At 67.5% G+C, this 17,277-nt stretch carries 19 protein-coding genes; 10 read left to right on the plus strand and 9 right to left on the minus strand.

What is annotated here, in order from left to right; genetic code table 11:
* Window positions 1-31 precede the first annotated feature (31 nt).
* Window positions 32-493, plus strand: coding sequence for a pilus assembly protein (locus tag LGM56_RS10265; RefSeq protein ID WP_226204758.1), 462 nt, complete (start codon window positions 32-34; stop codon window positions 491-493).
* Window positions 490-936 (plus strand): type IV pilin protein, encoded by a 447-nt coding sequence (locus tag LGM56_RS10270; RefSeq protein ID WP_089494171.1) that lies wholly within the window; start codon window positions 490-492, stop codon window positions 934-936. Before LGM56_RS10265 ends, LGM56_RS10270 begins: the two co-directional genes overlap by 4 nt.
* 54 nt (window positions 937-990) lie before the next feature.
* Here LGM56_RS10270 and LGM56_RS10275 read toward each other — a convergent pair whose 3' ends face one another.
* From LGM56_RS10275 to LGM56_RS10290, 4 genes are all read right to left on the minus strand, one after another.
* A complete protein-coding gene (locus LGM56_RS10275; RefSeq protein WP_089494172.1) occupies window positions 991-1,434 on the minus strand; it encodes a DUF3318 domain-containing protein in 444 nt (147 codons plus the stop codon).
* Between the two features lie 43 nt (window positions 1,435-1,477).
* A complete protein-coding gene (locus LGM56_RS10280; RefSeq protein ID WP_089494173.1) occupies window positions 1,478-1,867 on the minus strand; it encodes a phage holin family protein in 390 nt (129 codons plus the stop codon).
* A gap of 123 nt (window positions 1,868-1,990) precedes the next feature.
* A complete protein-coding gene (locus LGM56_RS10285; RefSeq protein WP_006494044.1) occupies window positions 1,991-2,293 on the minus strand; it encodes a DUF883 family protein in 303 nt (100 codons plus the stop codon).
* Between the two features lie 19 nt (window positions 2,294-2,312).
* Window positions 2,313-2,612 carry a hypothetical protein gene (locus LGM56_RS10290; RefSeq protein ID WP_226204761.1) on the minus strand — a complete coding sequence of 100 codons (300 nt, stop codon included), beginning with the start codon at window positions 2,610-2,612 and terminating at the stop codon, window positions 2,313-2,315.
* Here LGM56_RS10290 and LGM56_RS10295 point away from each other — a divergent pair.
* Entirely contained in the window at window positions 2,611-3,249 is a 639-nt protein-coding gene (locus tag LGM56_RS10295) for a peroxiredoxin (protein ID WP_069247250.1), read from the plus strand. The genes LGM56_RS10290 and LGM56_RS10295 overlap by 2 nt on opposite strands.
* Window positions 3,250-3,399: 150 nt before the next feature.
* Here LGM56_RS10295 and LGM56_RS10300 read toward each other — a convergent pair whose 3' ends face one another.
* Window positions 3,400-4,587 carry an acyl-CoA dehydrogenase gene (locus LGM56_RS10300; protein ID WP_226204444.1) on the minus strand — a complete coding sequence of 396 codons (1,188 nt, stop codon included), beginning with the start codon at window positions 4,585-4,587 and terminating at the stop codon, window positions 3,400-3,402.
* A gap of 360 nt (window positions 4,588-4,947) precedes the next feature.
* Between LGM56_RS10300 and LGM56_RS10305 the strand changes: the two genes are divergently transcribed.
* Complete coding sequence (locus LGM56_RS10305; protein ID WP_089494174.1) at window positions 4,948-5,739, plus strand: IclR family transcriptional regulator; 792 nt, start codon at window positions 4,948-4,950, stop codon at window positions 5,737-5,739.
* Window positions 5,740-5,871: 132 nt separating this feature from the next.
* Entirely contained in the window at window positions 5,872-6,282 is a 411-nt protein-coding gene (locus LGM56_RS10310; RefSeq protein WP_089494175.1) for a GFA family protein, read from the plus strand.
* Between the two features lie 205 nt (window positions 6,283-6,487).
* Here LGM56_RS10310 and LGM56_RS10315 read toward each other — a convergent pair whose 3' ends face one another.
* Window positions 6,488-7,291 carry an EAL domain-containing protein gene (locus tag LGM56_RS10315; RefSeq protein ID WP_089424610.1) on the minus strand — a complete coding sequence of 268 codons (804 nt, stop codon included), beginning with the start codon at window positions 7,289-7,291 and terminating at the stop codon, window positions 6,488-6,490.
* A 364-nt stretch (window positions 7,292-7,655) separates the two neighbouring features.
* Here LGM56_RS10315 and LGM56_RS10320 point away from each other — a divergent pair, with 364 nt between their 5' ends.
* From LGM56_RS10320 to fahA, 5 genes are read left to right on the plus strand one after another with little or no spacing between them, the layout of a single operon-like run.
* Window positions 7,656-9,317 (plus strand): FAD-dependent oxidoreductase, encoded by a 1,662-nt coding sequence (locus tag LGM56_RS10320; RefSeq protein ID WP_226204446.1) that lies wholly within the window; start codon window positions 7,656-7,658, stop codon window positions 9,315-9,317.
* A 28-nt stretch (window positions 9,318-9,345) separates the two neighbouring features.
* On the plus strand, window positions 9,346-9,576 hold the full coding sequence (locus LGM56_RS10325; protein ID WP_069247256.1) for a DUF2783 domain-containing protein: 231 nt from the start codon (window positions 9,346-9,348) through the stop codon (window positions 9,574-9,576).
* A complete protein-coding gene (locus LGM56_RS10330; RefSeq protein ID WP_226204448.1) occupies window positions 9,573-10,934 on the plus strand; it encodes an MFS transporter in 1,362 nt (453 codons plus the stop codon). Before LGM56_RS10325 ends, LGM56_RS10330 begins: the two co-directional genes overlap by 4 nt.
* 15 nt (window positions 10,935-10,949) lie before the next feature.
* Window positions 10,950-12,284, plus strand: a complete 1,335-nt coding sequence (gene hmgA / locus LGM56_RS10335) for a homogentisate 1,2-dioxygenase (protein WP_226204450.1) — start codon at window positions 10,950-10,952, stop codon at window positions 12,282-12,284.
* Window positions 12,281-13,585 carry a fumarylacetoacetase gene (gene fahA, locus LGM56_RS10340; protein WP_226204452.1) on the plus strand — a complete coding sequence of 435 codons (1,305 nt, stop codon included), beginning with the start codon at window positions 12,281-12,283 and terminating at the stop codon, window positions 13,583-13,585. The genes hmgA and fahA overlap by 4 nt, the downstream gene beginning before the upstream one ends.
* A 225-nt stretch (window positions 13,586-13,810) precedes the next feature.
* Here the strand turns inward: fahA and LGM56_RS10345 are convergent, their stop codons facing one another.
* From LGM56_RS10345 to bluB, 3 genes are all read right to left on the minus strand, one after another.
* The gene (locus tag LGM56_RS10345; RefSeq protein ID WP_089455672.1) at window positions 13,811-14,971 is read right to left on the minus strand and encodes an MFS transporter; all 1,161 of its coding nucleotides are present in this window, start codon (window positions 14,969-14,971) and stop codon (window positions 13,811-13,813) included.
* Window positions 14,972-15,064: 93 nt separating this feature from the next.
* Complete coding sequence (locus LGM56_RS10350) at window positions 15,065-16,234, minus strand: MFS transporter (protein WP_226204454.1); 1,170 nt, start codon at window positions 16,232-16,234, stop codon at window positions 15,065-15,067.
* A 234-nt stretch (window positions 16,235-16,468) separates the two neighbouring features.
* The gene (bluB, locus tag LGM56_RS10355; RefSeq protein ID WP_226204456.1) at window positions 16,469-17,233 is read right to left on the minus strand and encodes a 5,6-dimethylbenzimidazole synthase; all 765 of its coding nucleotides are present in this window, start codon (window positions 17,231-17,233) and stop codon (window positions 16,469-16,471) included.
* Window positions 17,234-17,277: the final 44 nt, after the last annotated feature.

A 17,277-nucleotide genomic window follows, 5' to 3' on the forward strand; every position in this document is an offset into this window, starting at 1 on the left:
TCGCGACGCGGGCCTCGCATTGCCTGCGGTGATCGCGGTTGGCGCGGCGGTGGCGGCGCTGACCGGCACGTGGTTCGAAGCAGCACTGACGGAATCGCGCCGCACGCGCGCATTATCCGATCGGCTGGTCGCATTCCACGCAGCCGATGCCGCGCTGGCAGCGTGCACCGCGCGATTGCGCCGTGGCGCGGCGCCGTACGTGAGCGCAGGCGAGTCGCACGAGGAGCCCGACGCGTGGCGGCGCATGCCGGCGCTGGTGGCCGCCGAAGCGTTCGCGCCGTTCGCCGGATGGCCGATGACCGTTCAACCGCCGCGATGCCTGATCGAAGCGTGGCGCGGGGCGGGGCCGGCCGGCGGCCGCGCTTACGTCGTCACCGCGCGTGGCGTCGGTGCGCATGCATCGAGCGCAGTCTGGCTGCAGCACCAGGTCGCGATCCGTGATGGACACATCGTCGCCCTGCACTGGCGTCGCGTCGCGACGGTACTTCGATGAATGGTCGCGCGTCCGTGTACCGCTCGGCGGGATTCACGCTGATCGAACTGATGATCGTGCTCGCGATCGTTGCAGTGTTGGCCGGATGGGGCGTCCCGTCGTATCGCGAGCATGTCGTGCGAGTTCATCGCGCGTCGGCGGTCGCCGCGTTGTACCGCGCGGCCCAATATCTCGAAACACTGGACGGTGTGCCGCCATCGGCATTGCCGATGGCGCTCACGCAAGCGCCGCCGGACGGGCGCGCAGTCTATCGACTAGCGATCAGGCGGCCGGACCGCGACGATTCGCCGGTGAGCTATGACCTGGAGGCCATCCCGCTCGACACGGGCCCGATGCACGACGACGCGTGCGGTGCATTCACGCTGCGTTCGGACGGGACGAAAGGCAATGTGCGAAGTGGCGGCGCCGACGGACAGATCGCGGCGTGCTGGGGCGTGCGTTGAGTGCGGCAAGGCGCGCCACTGCGCTTGGCCGTGCGCGCGGGATGCCGACGACGGTCAGTCGTCGTGCGTGTCGAGACCACGCTCGTCGCGGGACTGCTTCCAGATCCGGTAGACCTCCCATGCAGCGAAACCGAGGGTGCCCCACTTCAGCGCGGGGCCCGCACTCGCGCGCAGCAGCGAGCGAACGGGTTTGGCGAGCACGAGCGATGCGAGCGAGCTCAGCATCGGATACTGGTTGACGAGCTGTCCGAGGTTCGCGTTCAGGTTCTTGGCAGACTGGCTGAACTTGTTGCTGGACAGGCCGGGGATGAACACCTTGAGCCAGCTGAAGCGCGTCACCGCGCGGCGCATGTCGCCGGCGGCTTCCGCGAGTTCGAGCCGCTCGACTTCGGATCGCAGGATCAGCAGTTCCTTGCGGAGCGCGCGATGCTGCGACGCGCTCCAGTTCGATCGCGACGAATGGGAGCGGGGTGGATTGCCCGTGACGTTCTGGCTCATGGCGCGTCGGCGAAGTAGGTGGGAGGGGTGAGCGCGATTGCGTTCACGGCTTGCCGCGGAACAGTTCGCGGTCTTTCTCGAGTTCGGCGAGCGTCGCCTCGAATACGGTCGGCGCGTCGCGCAGGCCCGAGCGGGCCTTCAATGCGCATGCGATCCCGCTTGCGGCATACAGCGCGGTGATCGCCGCGAGCGACTGCCATCGGTAGGTATCCCAGAACGCGATCGCGATGAGCACGGTCAGGCTGATGAGCGCCATCGTGGCGAGCATCATCGCGGCGAGCCCGAGGAACAGCACGCCCATCAGGCGCTCCTTCTCCTCGGCAAGCTCGATGCCCACCAGTTCGAGGCGCGTTTGCAGAAGGCCGATCGCGGAGCCGACGAGGCGGCGCAGCGGTCCTTGGCCGGACGGCTGCGAGGGGGTGTCTGTCGTCATGGGTAAGGTGCGTGCGCGTGCAGTGTGCAGCCAGGACAAAGCCGGCAGGCGGAAACCGCCGGCTGGCCTCGACGCCCGCAAGCCGCACAACGCGGCCCACGGGACGAAACAGCGCAGAGCGCGTTACTTGCGGTTGATCAGCAGGCCGATCAGCACGCCAACGCCGGCGGCGACGCCGATCGACGTCCACGGATGCTCGTGCACGTAGTCGTCGGTCGCGCGTGCGGCCTTCTTGCCCTTCTCGACCACCACGACCTGGACGTCGGCCGCCTTTTCCTTGGCCTGCTTGAGGCGCGACATGGCTTTCTCGCGCAGCTCGGCCGCACGGTCGCCCGTGCTGCTCGCAGCTTGCTTGAGCAGGTCTTCGGCGTCCGAGAGAACGGTTTTGATATCCGACATCAGTTTCTCCTTGTTGATTTCCGACATTGCAACTCCCTTCGTGCTGTCATGCTGCAGGTTCACATCGTAGCGAAACGCCTGCCTGCTGGCGAGCCGGGAAGACACACAACGGCAGTGCAAGACCGCATGGTAAACGACTTGTAATCATGAACAGAGCGGCAAACGAGGTGAAAAGTTTCCCTGCGGCCGCCTGTCCGGCACCGGCACCAGGCAAAAATGACAAAAAAGTATGAATATCAAACGGAATAATCGTTCGCACGCCCCATTGCTTCCCGTAAGCTGACAGACTTTCCCGCGCCGATCCGGGCGCGGTTTCAACCAGCATCGTTCGAGGAGGGAACATCATGAGTCTGCGTCTTGGCGACATCGCACCGGATTTCGAGCAGGAATCGAGCCTGGGCCCGATCAAGTTTCACGAATGGCTCGGCAACAGCTGGGGCGTCCTGTTCTCCCATCCGGCCGACTACACGCCGGTGTGCACGACCGAACTCGGGCTGACCTCGAAGCTGAAGGGCGAATTCGAGAAACGCAATGTAAAAGTGATCGCGCTGTCGGTCGACGGTGTCGAGTCGCACAAGGGCTGGATCAACGACATCAACGACACGCAGTCGACGGTCGTCGGCTTCCCGATCATCGCCGATGCGGACCGCAAGGTTTCGCAGCTGTACGACATGATCCACCCGAACGCGAACGAAACGCTGACGGTGCGTTCGCTGTTCGTGATCGACCCGAACAAGAAGGTGCGGCTCACCATCACGTACCCGGCCAGCACGGGGCGCAACTTCGACGAAGTGCTGCGCGTGATCGACTCGCTGCAGCTGACCGACAACTACAAGGTCGCGACGCCCGGCAACTGGAAGGACGGCGACGACGTCGTGATCGTCCCGTCGCTGCAGGATCCGGAAGAGCTGAAGAAGCGCTTCCCGAAGGGCTTCAACGCGGTGCGTCCGTATCTGCGCCTCACGCCCCAGCCGAACAAGTAAGCATCGGCTGCAGAGGAACGCGCTACCGGGCCGGCGGCACGGTGCGCGGATCCGATGAAAAACGGCCCGTCCGGCATGACTGCCGGGCGGGCCGTGTCTTTTGCGCGAGCACGGCGCGGCGCGGTTGCCGCGCTCGCCGCATCCGGACGATCAGAAGAATGCCTGGATGCCCGTTTGCGCGCGGCCGAGGATCAGTGCGTGGATGTCGTGCGTGCCTTCGTACGTGTTGACCACTTCGAGGTTCACGAGGTGGCGCGCGACGCCGAATTCGTCGGAGATACCGTTGCCGCCGAGCATGTCGCGCGCGAGTCGTGCGATGTCGAGCGCCTTGCCGCACGAGTTGCGCTTCATGATCGACGTGATCTCGACGGCCGCCGTGCCTTCGTCCTTCATCCGGCCGAGGCGCAGCACGCCTTGCAGGCCGAGCGTGATTTCGGTCTGCATGTCGGCGAGCTTCTTCTGGATCAGCTGGTTCGCGGCGAGCGGCCGGCCGAACTGCTGGCGGTCGAGCACGTACTGGCGCGCGGTGTGCCAGCAGGACTCGGCGGCGCCGAGCGCGCCCCATGCGATCCCGTAGCGCGCCGAGTTCAGGCACGTGAACGGGCCGCGCAGGCCGCTCACGTTCGGCATCAGGTTCTCTTCCGGCACGAACACCTCGTCGAGGACGATCTCGCCGGTGATCGACGCGCGCAGCCCGACCTTGCCGTGGATCGCGGGCGCCGACAGGCCTTTCCAGCCTTTCTCGAGGATGAAACCGCGGATCGCGTCCTTGCCGTTCTCTTCGAGCTTCGCCCACACGACGAACACGTCGGCGATCGGGGAGTTCGTGATCCACATCTTCGCGCCGGACAGCGAGTAGCCGCCGGGCACTTTCTTCGCGCGGGTGACCATGCTGCCCGGATCGGAGCCGTGGTTCGGCTCGGTCAGCCCGAAGCAGCCGATCCATTTGCCGGTGGCGAGTTTCGGCAGGTATTTCTGCTTCTGCGCGTCGGAGCCGAATTCGTGGATCGGGACCATCACGAGCGACGATTGCACGGACATCATCGACCGGTAGCCCGAGTCGACGCGCTCGACTTCGCGGGCGATCAGGCCGTAGCTCACGTAATTGAGGCCGGGGCCGCCGTATTCCTCGGGAATCGTCGGGCCGAGCAGGCCTACTTCGCCCATTTCGCGGAAGATTTCGGCGTCGGTGCGTTCGTGGCGGAACGCTTCGGTGACGCGCGGTGCGAGCTTGTCCTGCGCGTACGCTTGCGCGGCGTCACGCACCATCCGCTCTTCTTCGGTCAGTTGCTGGTCGAGCAGCAGCGGGTCGTCCCAATGAAAAGTTGCAGCACTCATCGTCTCATCTCCTGTCGACCCGAGTTAGTGCTTTAGCGCTTACTCGGGTCCCATGCTTTGCGGTCGACCCGAGTTAGTGCTTTAGCGCTTACTCGGGTCCCATGCTTTGCGGTCGACCCGAGTTAGCGCTTCAGCGCTTCCCCGGGTCCCATGCTTTGCGGTCGACCCGAGTTGGCACTTCAGCGCTTCCCCGGGTCCCATGCTTTGCGGTCGACCCGGGTTGGCACTTCAGCGCTTCCCCGGATCCCACGCTGTACGGTCGGTCCCTGATTCAGCCGGGTTTGTTACCTGAGAGTTTGCTTGACGGAAGTTCCGCTGTGCGGAACAATGTTTTGCAAATCGAACCCAGTGTAGCACCAGATGACACTTTCAACCATCGACGAAACCACGATCGACGAACGCAAGTTCGTCGTCGCGCTCGCGCGCGGGCTCGACCTGCTGCGCGCATTCCGGCCCGGGGAGACGATGCTCGGCAACCGCGACTTCGCGGAGCGCACGGGGCTGCCGAAGGCGACGGTGAACCGGCTCGCTTACACGCTGACCGTGCTCGGCTACCTGCGTTACGACGAGACGCTCGGAAAGTATGCGCTCGACGCCGGCGTGCTGTCGCTCGGCTACGCGCTGCTGTCGGGCTCGGGCACGATCGACCTCGCGCGGCCGCACATGCAGGCGCTCGCGCGCGACATCGGCGCGGCCGTGTCGCTTGGCTGCCGCGACGGGCTCGACATGATCTACCTGGAGACGATCCGCAGCGAGACGGCGCTGACGCTCGGGCTTGCGCCCGGTTCGCGGCTGTCGATGCTGACGAGCTCGATGGGGCGCGCGTACCTGGCCGTGCAGCCGGAAGACGTGCGCCGCGCGCTTTATGCGGAGCTGCATCGTGCGGCCGGCGGCGGGGCCGACGCCGATGCGCTCGTCGCCGCCGCGCAGCAGGCGGTGGCCGAGTTCTCGGCGGGGGGCTGCTGCTATTCGTTCCGGGCGTGGCACATGGACGTCAACGCGGCGGCCGTCCCGTTTCGCGAACCGCGCGAGGGGCGCTGGCTGATCCTGAGCTGCAGCGGCCCTGCATCGTCGATGGACGAGGACGTGTTCCGTACGCAGGTCGGGCCGAAGTTGAAGGCGCTCGCGCAGCGGCTCGGGCAGACGGCCTGAGCGACGGGCGCGCGCGGTGGGGTGCCGTCGCCGGTACGGTCGGCAGCGCCCGGGCGTGACACCGCCGCCGGTTGTGCCACGAACGAACCGCGCGCATGATCGTTCGCCAGCTCACCGACGAAGAGGTTTGCCATGTCTCACGCAGAATCGATGGAAGGCGGATGCGCATGTGGCGCGATCCGGTACCGGATCACCCGTGTTCCGGCCGACGCCGGTTTTTGCCACTGCCGGCTCTGTCAGCGCACGACCGGCGCGGCGGTGGTCGCGTCGGCATCGGTGCCGATCGACGCGTTCGAATACCTGCAAGGCGAGCCGACCGTATATGCGTCGAGCGCGTGGGGCGAGCGGCGCTTTTGCGGCCGTTGCGGCGCGCAGCTCGACTACCGGCTCAGTGATGCACCCAGGACGGTCGAGATCAATTACGCGACGCTCGACGAGCCGTCGCGGCTACGTCCGGCCTGGCATGTCTGGTATGGGGATCGCTTCCCGGGCATCGAGATCGACGACGATCTGCCCAAGTACGATGACGGTGGAAGGGCGTAAGCGGTAGGTCACCGCCGCCATCGACCGTGCCGGCAACGAGGCGCGCGCGTTCCCGCTAAGCCGGTCTTTCCACGAGGCCGGCAACCGCCCGCCGAACCTTGGACGACGGGGCGAGCCAGGCGGCCCGATCCCCACGTTACATCACCTGCATTCCACTGTCGGCACGCGACGCCCCGCGTGTGCGAACCCCCTCATCCACCGAGGCTCAGGCCGTCACGACCTTCGCAAACACGGGCCCCTGCATGAACCGGACGTCGTACTGGCGCAGCAGCTCGCACTGCGTTTCGTCGACGACACCGTCGAAGATCAGCGGAATCCGCACGCGCTGCGCATAGGCGACGAGCGCCTTGACCATTCCGTCGCGCAACGCGATGCCCGCATCCATCTTGATGTAGTCCGGGCGCGCCATCTCCGATTCGACCGCGAGGATGCGGCCCGGGTCCGGCAGCTTGTCGGCGACCTTGAAGCCGTGATGCTGATAGCTGCGCGTCAGGTAGCCGAGGAAGGTCTTGTGCGCGACCGCGACCGCCGGTAGCTCGATCACGATCCGCTCGGCCGGCAGCCCGAAGCGCTGCAGCACCGACGAGAAGTGCTTGCCGTGGTCGTACTTCACGCTTTTCAGCAGCCGTTCGTGCACGCGCAGGAACAGCAGCCCATGGCGCTGCGCGCCAAAGAAATTGATCGCGTGCAGCGCGCGCGACAGGCGGTCGATCGCGACGAGCGTCTGGTCGTCGACGGCCGAGTCGACCGGATCGTGCGGCGCGCCCGTGACGACCGTCACGGCCTGGAAGCCGAGCTCGTCGCCGTAGCGCTCGATCGCGTCGGCGAACGACGTCGATTGCGGTGCGCCCGGCATCGTCACGTCGTAGATCGGTTCGTAGGCGCTGCCGAGCGTGCGCTCGGGCAGGTTCGCGCTTGCGGTGCCGCCATCGGCGAGCGCGAGGTGATCCCGCAGATACGGCAGTTGCCCGGCACGGGCGACCAGCTCGGGAATGGTGGGCGGAATCATCGGCGTAAGAAGGAAAAACGGCGGCCGAACGGGCCGCCTCGTAGCTTGATATTAGCAGCGCCGGCCAAGCTCGGCTCGGCGTTTCGTTCATATGGTTATCCCGTCGTCGACGCTTCGCCTAGGGTTTACGTTGATTTCACTATTCGTAATTGGTTTTACTATTCGTAAATCCAGGATTTGTCGCCGATCAAGAAATGCGGCATGCGGGCGCCGCGAAACGGCGCCGTTCACGAATCAACAGGAAGCAAGGAGCGAGACGTGGCGGTTGACAGGAATGGCACGCGGGAGAGCGGCGCGGCGCGCCGGCAGGCGACGGGCGGGATGACGGGCGTGCCGGCCCGCGCCCGGCAGGGTTGAGGAGCGGATGGCGACCATGAGCATCGATTACCAGACGCTGAAGTTCGACTACCGCCCGCGTGCGCAGGACACGACCGTTCACCCGGTGATCGTCGTCGGCGCGGGCCCGGTGGGCCTCGCGGCCGCGATCGACCTCGCGCAGCAGGGCGTGAGCGTCGTGCTGCTCGACGACGACGACACGCTGTCGACCGGCTCGCGCGCGATCTGCTTCGCGAAGCGCACGCTCGAGATCTTCGACCGGCTCGGCTGCGGCGAGCGCTTCGTCGACAAGGGCGTGAGCTGGCACGTCGGCAAGGTGTTCCTGCAGGACGAGCAGCTGTACGCGTTCGACCTGCTGCCCGAGGAAGGGCATGCGCGCCCCGCGTTCATCAACCTGCAGCAGTACTACGTCGAAGGCTACCTGGCCGACCGCGCGTTCGCGCTGCCGAACATCGACATCCGCTGGAAGCACAAGGTCACGGGCATCGACCAGTCGGCCGAACACGCGGTGCTGACGATCGAAACGCCGGAGGGCGTCACGACGCTGCGCGCGCAGTACGTGATCGCGGCCGACGGCTCGCGCAGCCCGATCCGCACGATGATGGGCCTCGAAAGCCACGGCCGCACGTTCAAGGACCGTTTCCTGATCGCCGACGTGAAGATGAAGGCCGAGTTTCCGACCGAGCGCTGGTTCTGGTTCGACCCGCCGTTTCACCCGAATCAGTCGGTGCTGCTGCATCGCCAGCCCGACAACGTATGGCGCATCGACTTCCAGCTGGGCTGGGATGCCGACCCGGTCGCCGAGAAGCAGCCGGAGCGCGTGATCCCGCGCGTGCGTGCACTGCTCGGGCCGGACGTCGAGTTCGAGCTCGAATGGGTGAGCGTCTATACGTTCCGCTGCCAGCGGATGGACACGTTCCGGCACGGCCGTGTGCTGTTCGCGGGCGATTCCGCGCACGGCGTGTCGCCGTTCGGCGCGCGCGGCGCGAACAGCGGCGTGCAGGATGCCGACAACCTCGCGTGGAAACTGAAGCTCGTGCTCGACGGCCGGTCGGCCGACAGCCTGCTCGACACGTATGCGAGCGAGCGTGAATTCGCAGCCGACGAGAACATCCGCAACTCGACGCGCTCGACCGACTTCATCACGCCGAAGAGCCCGGTGTCGCGCGTGTTCCGCGACGCGACGCTGAAGCTTGCACGCGACTGCGAATTCGCGCGCAAGCTCGTGAACAGCGGCCGCCTGTCGGTGCCGGCGGTGCTCGCCGATTCGCCGCTGAACACGCCGGACCGCAACGGCGACGCCTTCGCGGGCGCAATGCGGCCTGGCGCGGCGGCGGCCGATGCGCCGGTGCGTACGCAAGGCGCGTCGGGCTGGCTGCTGCAGCATCTGGGCAGCGGCTTCACTGGCATGCTGTTCGGGTTGCCGGGCGATGCGGCCGCGCTTGCGCATGCGCTCGACGGCCTCGCGCTGCCGGTGCGGCCCGTGCTCGTCGTGCCGGCCGGGCACGCACAAGCGGTCGCGGGTGTCGTCGTCGTGGAGGACGTCGACGGCTTCGCCGCGCAACGCTACGACGCGAAGCCCGGCACGTTCTACCTGCTGCGTCCCGACCAGCACGTGTGCGCGCGCACGCGCACGCTCGACCGTCAGTCGCTGGCCGACGCACTGGCGCGCGCGACCTGCGCACGCTGAAAACGATAAAGACACCGGAGACTCCGTCATGCCCCCACTCGACACCCGCCCGCGCCTGGCTGATCCGGACGCGTTCTACGAAGCGCTGATCGACATGCATCGCGACCTGTCCGACGCCGACAGCCAGCTCGTCAACGCGAAGTTGATCCTGCTGCTCGCGAACCAGATCGGCGACGCCGACGTGCTGCGCGAAGCGATGGCGCTCGCGCGCCAGGGCGTGACGCCGCCCGTGCATCCGGCTGCCGAGGTGACGCAATGAGCGCGGCGCCGGCCGACGCGCGCGTGCTCGAAGTCGAGCGCGTGATCGACGAGACCCATCGCCCGGGCTTCCACTGGATGCTGCTCGTGTTGTGCGGGCTGTGCCTCGTGATCGACGGGTTCGATGCGCAGGCGATGGGCTACGTCGCACCGAGCGTGATCGCCGAATGGGGCGTGCCGAAGCAGGCGCTGGGGCCCGTGTTCAGCGCGAGCCTGTTCGGGATGCTGCTCGGCGCGCTCGGGCTGTCGGTGCTGGCCGACCGGATCGGGCGGCGCCCGGTGCTGATCGGCTCGACGCTGTTCTTCGCGGTGACGATGCTCGCGACGCCGTTCGCAGGTTCGATCCCGGTGCTGATGGCGCTGCGCTTCGTCACGGGCCTCGGCCTCGGCTGCATCATGCCGAACGCGATGGCGCTGGTCGGCGAGTTCAGCCCGGCCGCGCATCGCGTGAAGCGGATGATGATCGTGTCGTGCGGCTTCACGCTCGGCGCGGCGATCGGCGGCTTCATCAGCGCCGCGCTGATTCCGGCGCTCGGCTGGCGGTCGGTGTTCTTCGTCGGCGGCGCGGTGCCGCTCGTGCTGACGATCGCGATGGTCGCGCGGCTGCCGGAGTCGCTGCAGTTCCTGGTGCTGAAAGGGCACGTCGCGCAGGCATGCGCGTGGCTCGCGCGTTTCGCGCCGCAGGCCGGCATCGATGCGAACACGCGGATCGTCGTGCGCGAGCGCGCCGCGACCGGCGCGCCGGTCGCCGAGCTGTTCAGCCACGGCCGCCTTCCGGTCACGCTGCTGCTGTGGGCGATCAGCTTCATGAACCTGATCGATCTGTACTTCCTGTCGAACTGGCTGCCGACCGTGATGCGCGACGCGGGCTATTCGCCGGGCACGGCCGTGATCGTCGGCACGGTGCTGCAGACGGGCGGCGTGATCGGCACGCTGTCGCTCGGCTGGTTCATCGAACGCTACGGCTTCGTGCGCGTGCTGTTCGCCTGCTTCGCGTGCGCGGCCGTGTCGGTGGGACTGATCGGCTCGGTCGCGCATGCGCTGCCGTGGCTGCTGGTGGTGGTGTTCGCGGGCGGGTTCTGCGTGGTCGGCGGGCAGCCGGCCGTGAACGCGCTCGCGGGCCAGTATTACCCGACGTCGCTGCGCTCGACGGGCATCGGTTGGAGCCTCGGCATCGGCCGGATCGGCTCGGTGCTCGGGCCGCTCGTCGGCGGACAACTGATTGCGCTCAACTGGTCGAACGGTGCGCTGTTCCATGCGGCCGCGGTGCCGGTGCTGTGCTCGGCGCTGTTCGTCCTGGGGCTTGCCGGTGTGACGCGGCGAAGCGGTGCGCAGGCGCCGAACGCCGCGATGAATTGAGGGAGAAAGGAAACGATGACGCTTGACCTGTCGAAACCGGCAACCGCCGGCTACCAGAGCGGTTTCGCGAACGAATTCGCGACCGAGGCATTGCCCGGCGCGCTGCCGCATGGCCGCAACTCGCCGCAGCGCGCGCCGTACGGGCTGTATGCGGAGCAGCTGTCGGGCACGGCGTTCACCGCGCCGCGCGGCCACAACCGCCGCTCGTGGCTGTACCGCATCCGCCCGGCGGCCGTGCACCGGCCGTTCGAGCCGTATGCGGGCCCGCAGCGGCTCGTGTCGGAATTCGCTGATTCGGCCGACGTGCCGCCGACACCGCCGAACCAGCTGCGCTGGGATCCGCTGCCGATGCCGGTCGAGCCGACCGATTTCGTCGACGGGCTCGTGACGATGGCCGGCAACGGTTCGGCCGCCGCGATGAACGGCTGCGCGATCCACCTGTACGCGGCGAACCGCTCGATGCAGGACCGCTTCTTCTACAGCGCGGACGGCGAACTGCTGATCGTGCCGCAGCAGGGGCGCTTGTTCATCGCGACCGAATTCGGCCGGGTCGACGTCGAACCGTTCGAGATCGCGGTGATCCCGCGCGGCGTGCGTTTTGCCGTCACGCTGCCGGACGGCGATGCGCGCGGCTATATCTGCGAGAACTTCGGCGCCCAGCTGCGCCTGCCGGATCTCGGCCCGATCGGTTCGAACGGTCTCGCGAACCCGCGCGACTTCCTGACGCCGCACGCCGCTTACGAAGACCGCGAAGGCGCGTTCGAGCTGATCGCGAAGCTGAACGGCCGGCTGTGGCGCGCGGACATCGGCCATTCGCCGCTCGACGTCGTCGCGTGGCACGGCAACTACGCGCCCTACAAGTACGACCTGCGCCTGTTCAACACGATCGGCTCGATCAGCTACGACCATCCCGATCCGTCGATCTTCCTGGTGCTGCAGTCGCAGAGCGACACGCCGGGCGTCGACACGATCGACTTCGTGATCTTCCCGCCGCGCTGGCTCGCGGCCGAGGATACGTTCCGCCCGCCCTGGTTCCACCGCAACGTCGCGAGCGAGTTCATGGGGCTCGTGCACGGCGCTTATGACGCGAAGGCCGAAGGTTTCGTGCCGGGCGGCGCGAGCCTGCACAACTGCATGTCGGGCCACGGGCCCGACGCGGATACGTTCGAGAAGGCGTCCGCGAGCGACACGACGAAGCCGCACAAGGTCGACGCGACGATGGCGTTCATGTTCGAAACCCGCACGCTGATCCGGCCGACGCGCTACGCGCTCGACACCGCGCAGCTGCAGGCCGACTACTTCGAATGCTGGCAAGGCATCAAGAAACATTTCAATCCGGAGCAAAAATGAGCGATACCCAAGACTGGCGCGCGACGCTCGACCCGGCCCGCAAGAGCTGGGTCGAGACGGCGAACGACGCCGCCTGCGATTTCCCGATCCAGAACCTGCCGTTCGGGATCTTCAGCGATGCGAAGCAAGCGTCGCGCCGTGCGGGTGTGGCGCTCGGCGATCAGATCGTCGATCTCGCTGCGCTCGCGCGTGCGGGCCTCGTGACGCTGCCGGCCGGCGCCGACGTGTTCGCCGCGCCGGCGCTCAATGCATTCATCGCGCTCGGCCGCGACGCATGGCGTAGCGTGCGCGTGCAGCTGTCCGACCTGTTCTCGCGCGACAACGCGCGGTTGCGCGACGATACGGCGCTGCGCGCACAGGTGCTCGTCGCGCAGCGCGACGCGACGCTGCATCTGCCGGTCGACATTCCCGGCTATACCGATTTCTATTCGTCGAAGGAGCACGCGACCAACGTCGGCTCGATGTTCCGTGATCCGAAGAATGCGCTGCTGCCGAACTGGTCGGAGATGCCGATCGGCTACAACGGCCGCGCGTCGTCGGTGGTCGTGAGCGGCACGCCGGTGCGGCGCCCGAACGGGCAACTGAAGTTGCCCGACCAGGATCGCCCGGTGTTCGGTGCGTGCCGCAAGCTCGACATCGAGCTGGAGACGGGTTTCATCGTCGGGAAGGGCAACGCGCTCGGCGAGCCGATCGCGTGCGAGGACGCGCAAGCGCATATCTTCGGGATGGTGCTGCTGAACGACTGGAGCGCGCGCGACATCCAGCAGTGGGAATACGTGCCGCTCGGGCCGTTCAATTCGAAGGGCTTCGCGACGACGATCTCGCCGTGGATCGTCACGCTCGACGCGCTCGAACCGTTCCGCGTCGCGCAGCCGGAGCAGTCGCCGCAGCCGCTCGCGTATCTGCAGCACGCGGGCAAGCATGGGTTCGACATCGCGCTGGAAGTGACGCTGCGCGCGGAAGGGGCGGCCGAAGCCACGTCGATCAGCCGCACGAACTTCAAGCACATGTACTGGACGATGGCGCAGCAGCTCGCGCATCACACGGTTGCCGGCTGCAACACGCGCGTGGGTGACCTGATGGGTTCGGGCACGATCAGCGGGCCGACGAAGGATTCGTTCGGCAGCCTGCTCGAACTGACGTGGAACGGCAAGGAGCCGGTCGCGCTGAACGGTGGCGGCAGCCGCACGTTCATCGAGGACGGCGACGAGCTGACGCTCGCCGGGTGGTGCCAGGGCGACGGTTATCGGGTCGGCTTCGGCACGTGTGCGGGGAAGATTTTGCCGGCGCATAGCGCGTGACGGATCGCAGCGCGAAACGTTACGCGTAGGTCACGTGTCGATCGCGCGTAGTCCGGAAGGACAGGATGGCCCGCGTTGCGCGGGCCGTTTTCGTTTACCGCGGGAGGGACGCGAGCGGGCTGACGCGTATCGGGGCATGATGCTGCGCGCCAACGCCAACGCCAACGCCAACGCCAACGCCAACGCCAACGCCAACGCCAACGCCAACGCCAACGCCAATCTGCATCAAACCGCGCGCTGCAGCGCGACGCGGCGCTCCCACAGCGCGGCCGCGACGAACGCCGCGACGCAGACGACCAGCACGCCGACCAGCGCGTGGCTGCCCAGTTGTTCCATCAACGCGCCGGCGACCAGCGGGCCGCCGAAGCTCGCGGCGCTCCACGACGCCGACACGAGCGAACTCGCGGTGACGAGCGCCGCACCGCGGAAGCGTTCGCCGCACGCGACGAGCGACAGCGTGTAGATGCTGCCGGCTGCCGCGCCGAGCACGAACAGCAACGGCCAGCACAGCCACGGATTGGCGATCACGAACGGCAGCAGCGGCAGGCCGGCGAGCACGATCCAGCCTGCGCCGAGGTGCACGCGTTCGCGGCCGAGCTTGTCCGCGAGCCAGCCGATCGGGAACTGCATCGCGGTATCGCCGAACAGCATGATCGACGCGAGCAGCACGGCGGTGGCGCTCGCGACGCCGTGATCCATCGCATAGAGCGGCAGCAGCGACAGCGCGAGCGTATCGAACAGCGCGAAGAAGCCGGTGCCGATGATCAGCGCGGGCATGCGCGGCAGGATGTCGAGCCAGCGGCCGTGCGCTTCGTGATGCGCGTCGTCGCCGGCGAGCGGCGCGCGCCGGATCGTCGCAAGCGTCGGCAGCGCGAGCAGGAACAGCGCGCCGCACAGCGCGAAGCGGATGCTCGTCGCGCCCGCGATCTGGCTCACGAGCACGGGGCCCGCCATCTGGAACAGCGTGAAATTGGTCGCGTAGATCGCGACGACGCGGCCGCGCGTCGAATCGTCGGCGAGCTGGTTGACCCATGCCTCGCCGATCGTGAACAGCAGCATCAGCGCGGCGCCGCACAGCACGCGCAGCGCGCCCCACAGGATCAGGTTCGACGTGAACTGCATCAGCGCGGTGGCCGCCGCGAGCAGCACGACCGACACGACGATCGCGCGGCGCGAGCCGATATGCCGCGCGAGCGCGGTGACGAACGGGACGATCGCGAGGCCGCCGAGGGCCTGCGCGGCCGTCAGCATGCCGACGACGTTGGTGCCGTGCCCGGCTTCGGTCAGTGCGAGTGCGGTGAGCGGCAGCGTGGCGCCGGTGCCGAGACCGACGACCGCGACGCTCAGGATGAGTGCGAGGAAATCGCGATTAAGAATGGCTTTCATCGGCGGGGATGCTACACCGCGGACCTTGAAAGGTCCATGAAGGCCATCAGCTTTGAGTGGAGTTGTGCTCGCAACGATTTCAGCAGGGTTGCGTCATACATACTCGGTCGGTACGGCCACCGGTCGACGTTCGAGCGACGCCGACCATAGCGTGAGCGCGAGCGCCGCGACGGCCATCGCGACGCCGACCCACGGCAGGTTCACGAGCGACACGCCGGAGCCGATCGCCATCCCGCCGAGCCATGCGCCGGTCGCGTTGCCGAGGTTGAACGCGCCCTGGTTCAGCGTCGACGCGAGGTTCGGCGCGTCGCTGGCGCGGTCGACGATCAGGATCTGCAGTGGCGGCACGATCGCGAACGCGAGGATGCCCCACACGAAGATCGTCGCGAGTGCGGCGAACGGCAGGTGCATCGTGCCCGCGAACAGCGCGAGGACCACGCCGATCAGCGCGAGCGTCGCGATCAGCGACGGCATCCGGCGCCAGTCGGCGAGCTTGCCGCCGAGCGTGCCGCCCACCGTCAGCCCGAGGCCGAACAGCAGCAGCACGTAAGTGACCTGGCGCGGCGAGAAGCCCGTCACGTCCTCGAGGATCGGCGTGATGTACGTGAACACGCTGAACAGGCTGGCCGAGGCGAGCACGCTGATGCCGAGCACCATCAGCACCTGTGGATGCTTCAGCACGCTGAATTCGCGCGTGATGCTGGTGTCGGGCATCGCGAGATGCTTCGGCAGGCAGACGGCAAGCGCGGCGGCCGCGGCAATGCCGATGCCGGTGACGGCCCAGAACGTCGCGCGCCAGCCGTATGCCTGGCCGAGCGCGGTGCCGAGCGGCACACCGAGCACGTTCGCGAGCGTGAGGCCGGTGAACATCAGCGCGATCGCCTGCGCGCGACGGTTCGGCGCGACGAGGTTGCTCGCGACCACCGAGCCGATCCCGAAGAACGCGCCGTGGCAGAACGCGGTGACGACGCGCGCGGCCATCAGCACCGCATAGCCCGGGGCGGTCGCGCAGAACAGGTTGCCCGCGATGAACAGCCCGATCAGGCCCATCAGCGCACGCTTGCGCGGCATCTTCGCGGTGACGATCGCGAGGATCGGCGCACCGATCGTCACGCCGAGCGCATAGCCCGACACGAGCATGCCGGCGGCCGGGATCGACACGCCGAGATCGCGCGCGACATTGGGCAGCAGCCCCATGATCACGAACTCGGTGGTACCGATTCCAAATGCGGCGACGGCGAGGGCGAAAAGAGGTAAGGGCATCGCGGTGGGCTCGGGAAAAGCCGCCGCTCGGGCTGGCGCAGGATGCGCGGGACGGGCGGGCGGTAAGGCGAACGACAGCCGCGATTCTACTTCAGTGAAAACCCCTATGCTTGGGGCCAAAACGGTTGTTGCCGGCGAGCGACGGGATTGCCCGCGTCGCGCTCACAGTGTGGGATTCGGCGGGCTTTGCGGCGGGGGAATGGCGGGGGCGGAACGATGACGGCGGGAGGCTCGTCAGGCGATGCGTTCGCGGGAGCCGTCGACGCTTTCGGTCGATGCGCTTGCCAGGTCGGTGCCCGTTTCCGTTGCCGCATCCGCCCTGTCCGCAGGTGACGAAGGCGACCTTGCGGCATCGATCGCGGCCGGATCGTCCCAGCCGTTTTCGAACAGGCACGCCTCGATCGGCATCCGCGCGGCCCAACGCTCCTGCTCGAGCATCGGCTTCGCATAGAACGCGTCGACGTGTCCGACGCACAGCACCGCGATCGGCTTGGCGCCGTCGGGCATCCGCAGCAGCGTGCGCAGCGCATCGACGTCGAACAGCGAAACCCAGCCCATCCCGAGCCCTTCGGCGCGGGCCGCGAGCCACATGTTCTGGATCGCGCAAGCCGCGGACGCGAGATCCATCTCCGGCAGCGTGCGACGGCCGAACACGTGGCGCTCGCGGCCGTCGGCGAGCGCGACGACCAGCAGCTCGCCGCATTCGCGCACGCCTTCGACCTTCAGCCGCATGAATTCGTCCTGGCGCTCGCCGAGCGCGTCGGCGGTCGCACGGCGCTCGGCCTCGACCAGCGCATGGATCGCGGTGCGCAGCGCCGGATCGGTGATGCGGATGAAGCGCCACGGCTGCATGAAGCCGACGCTCGGTGCGTGATGCGCCGCGCGCAGCAGGCGCGCGAGCACGGCGGGATCGACGGGTGCCGGCGTGAAGTGGCGCATGTCGCGCCGTTCGAAAATGGCGCGGTAGACGGCGGCGATGTCGGAATCGTCGAAACGCATGGACGGGAGGAGGCGGGATAACGTCGGCGCAACGATAGCAGACG

The sequence above is a fragment of the Burkholderia sp. AU38729 genome, assembly GCF_020419725.1.
Classification (GTDB): domain Bacteria; phylum Pseudomonadota; class Gammaproteobacteria; order Burkholderiales; family Burkholderiaceae; genus Burkholderia.

Bases quoted from the DNA above. Each gene is read 5' to 3' on its own strand.
- LGM56_RS10270 (WP_089494171.1), top strand. From the start codon at position 490: ATGAATGGTCGCGCGTCCGTGTACCGCTCGGCGGGATTCACGCTGATC.
- LGM56_RS10275 (WP_089494172.1), bottom strand. From the start codon at position 1,434: ATGAGCCAGAACGTCACGGGCAATCCACCCCGCTCCCATTCGTCGCGA.
- LGM56_RS10280 (WP_089494173.1), bottom strand. From the start codon at position 1,867: ATGACGACAGACACCCCCTCGCAGCCGTCCGGCCAAGGACCGCTGCGC.
- LGM56_RS10285 (WP_006494044.1), bottom strand. From the start codon at position 2,293: ATGTCGGAAATCAACAAGGAGAAACTGATGTCGGATATCAAAACCGTT.
- LGM56_RS10295 (WP_069247250.1), top strand. From the start codon at position 2,611: ATGAGTCTGCGTCTTGGCGACATCGCACCGGATTTCGAGCAGGAATCG.
- LGM56_RS10290 (WP_226204761.1), bottom strand. From the start codon at position 2,612: ATGATGTTCCCTCCTCGAACGATGCTGGTTGAAACCGCGCCCGGATCG.
- LGM56_RS10300 (WP_226204444.1), bottom strand. From the start codon at position 4,587: ATGAGTGCTGCAACTTTTCATTGGGACGACCCGCTGCTGCTCGACCAG.
- LGM56_RS10305 (WP_089494174.1), top strand. From the start codon at position 4,948: ATGACACTTTCAACCATCGACGAAACCACGATCGACGAACGCAAGTTC.
- LGM56_RS10310 (WP_089494175.1), top strand. From the start codon at position 5,872: ATGTCTCACGCAGAATCGATGGAAGGCGGATGCGCATGTGGCGCGATC.
- LGM56_RS10315 (WP_089424610.1), bottom strand. From the start codon at position 7,291: ATGATTCCGCCCACCATTCCCGAGCTGGTCGCCCGTGCCGGGCAACTG.
- LGM56_RS10320 (WP_226204446.1), top strand. From the start codon at position 7,656: ATGGCGACCATGAGCATCGATTACCAGACGCTGAAGTTCGACTACCGC.
- LGM56_RS10325 (WP_069247256.1), top strand. From the start codon at position 9,346: ATGCCCCCACTCGACACCCGCCCGCGCCTGGCTGATCCGGACGCGTTC.
- LGM56_RS10330 (WP_226204448.1), top strand. From the start codon at position 9,573: ATGAGCGCGGCGCCGGCCGACGCGCGCGTGCTCGAAGTCGAGCGCGTG.
- hmgA (WP_226204450.1), top strand. From the start codon at position 10,950: ATGACGCTTGACCTGTCGAAACCGGCAACCGCCGGCTACCAGAGCGGT.
- fahA (WP_226204452.1), top strand. From the start codon at position 12,281: ATGAGCGATACCCAAGACTGGCGCGCGACGCTCGACCCGGCCCGCAAG.
- LGM56_RS10345 (WP_089455672.1), bottom strand. From the start codon at position 14,971: ATGAAAGCCATTCTTAATCGCGATTTCCTCGCACTCATCCTGAGCGTC.
- LGM56_RS10350 (WP_226204454.1), bottom strand. From the start codon at position 16,234: ATGCCCTTACCTCTTTTCGCCCTCGCCGTCGCCGCATTTGGAATCGGT.
- bluB (WP_226204456.1), bottom strand. From the start codon at position 17,233: ATGCGTTTCGACGATTCCGACATCGCCGCCGTCTACCGCGCCATTTTC.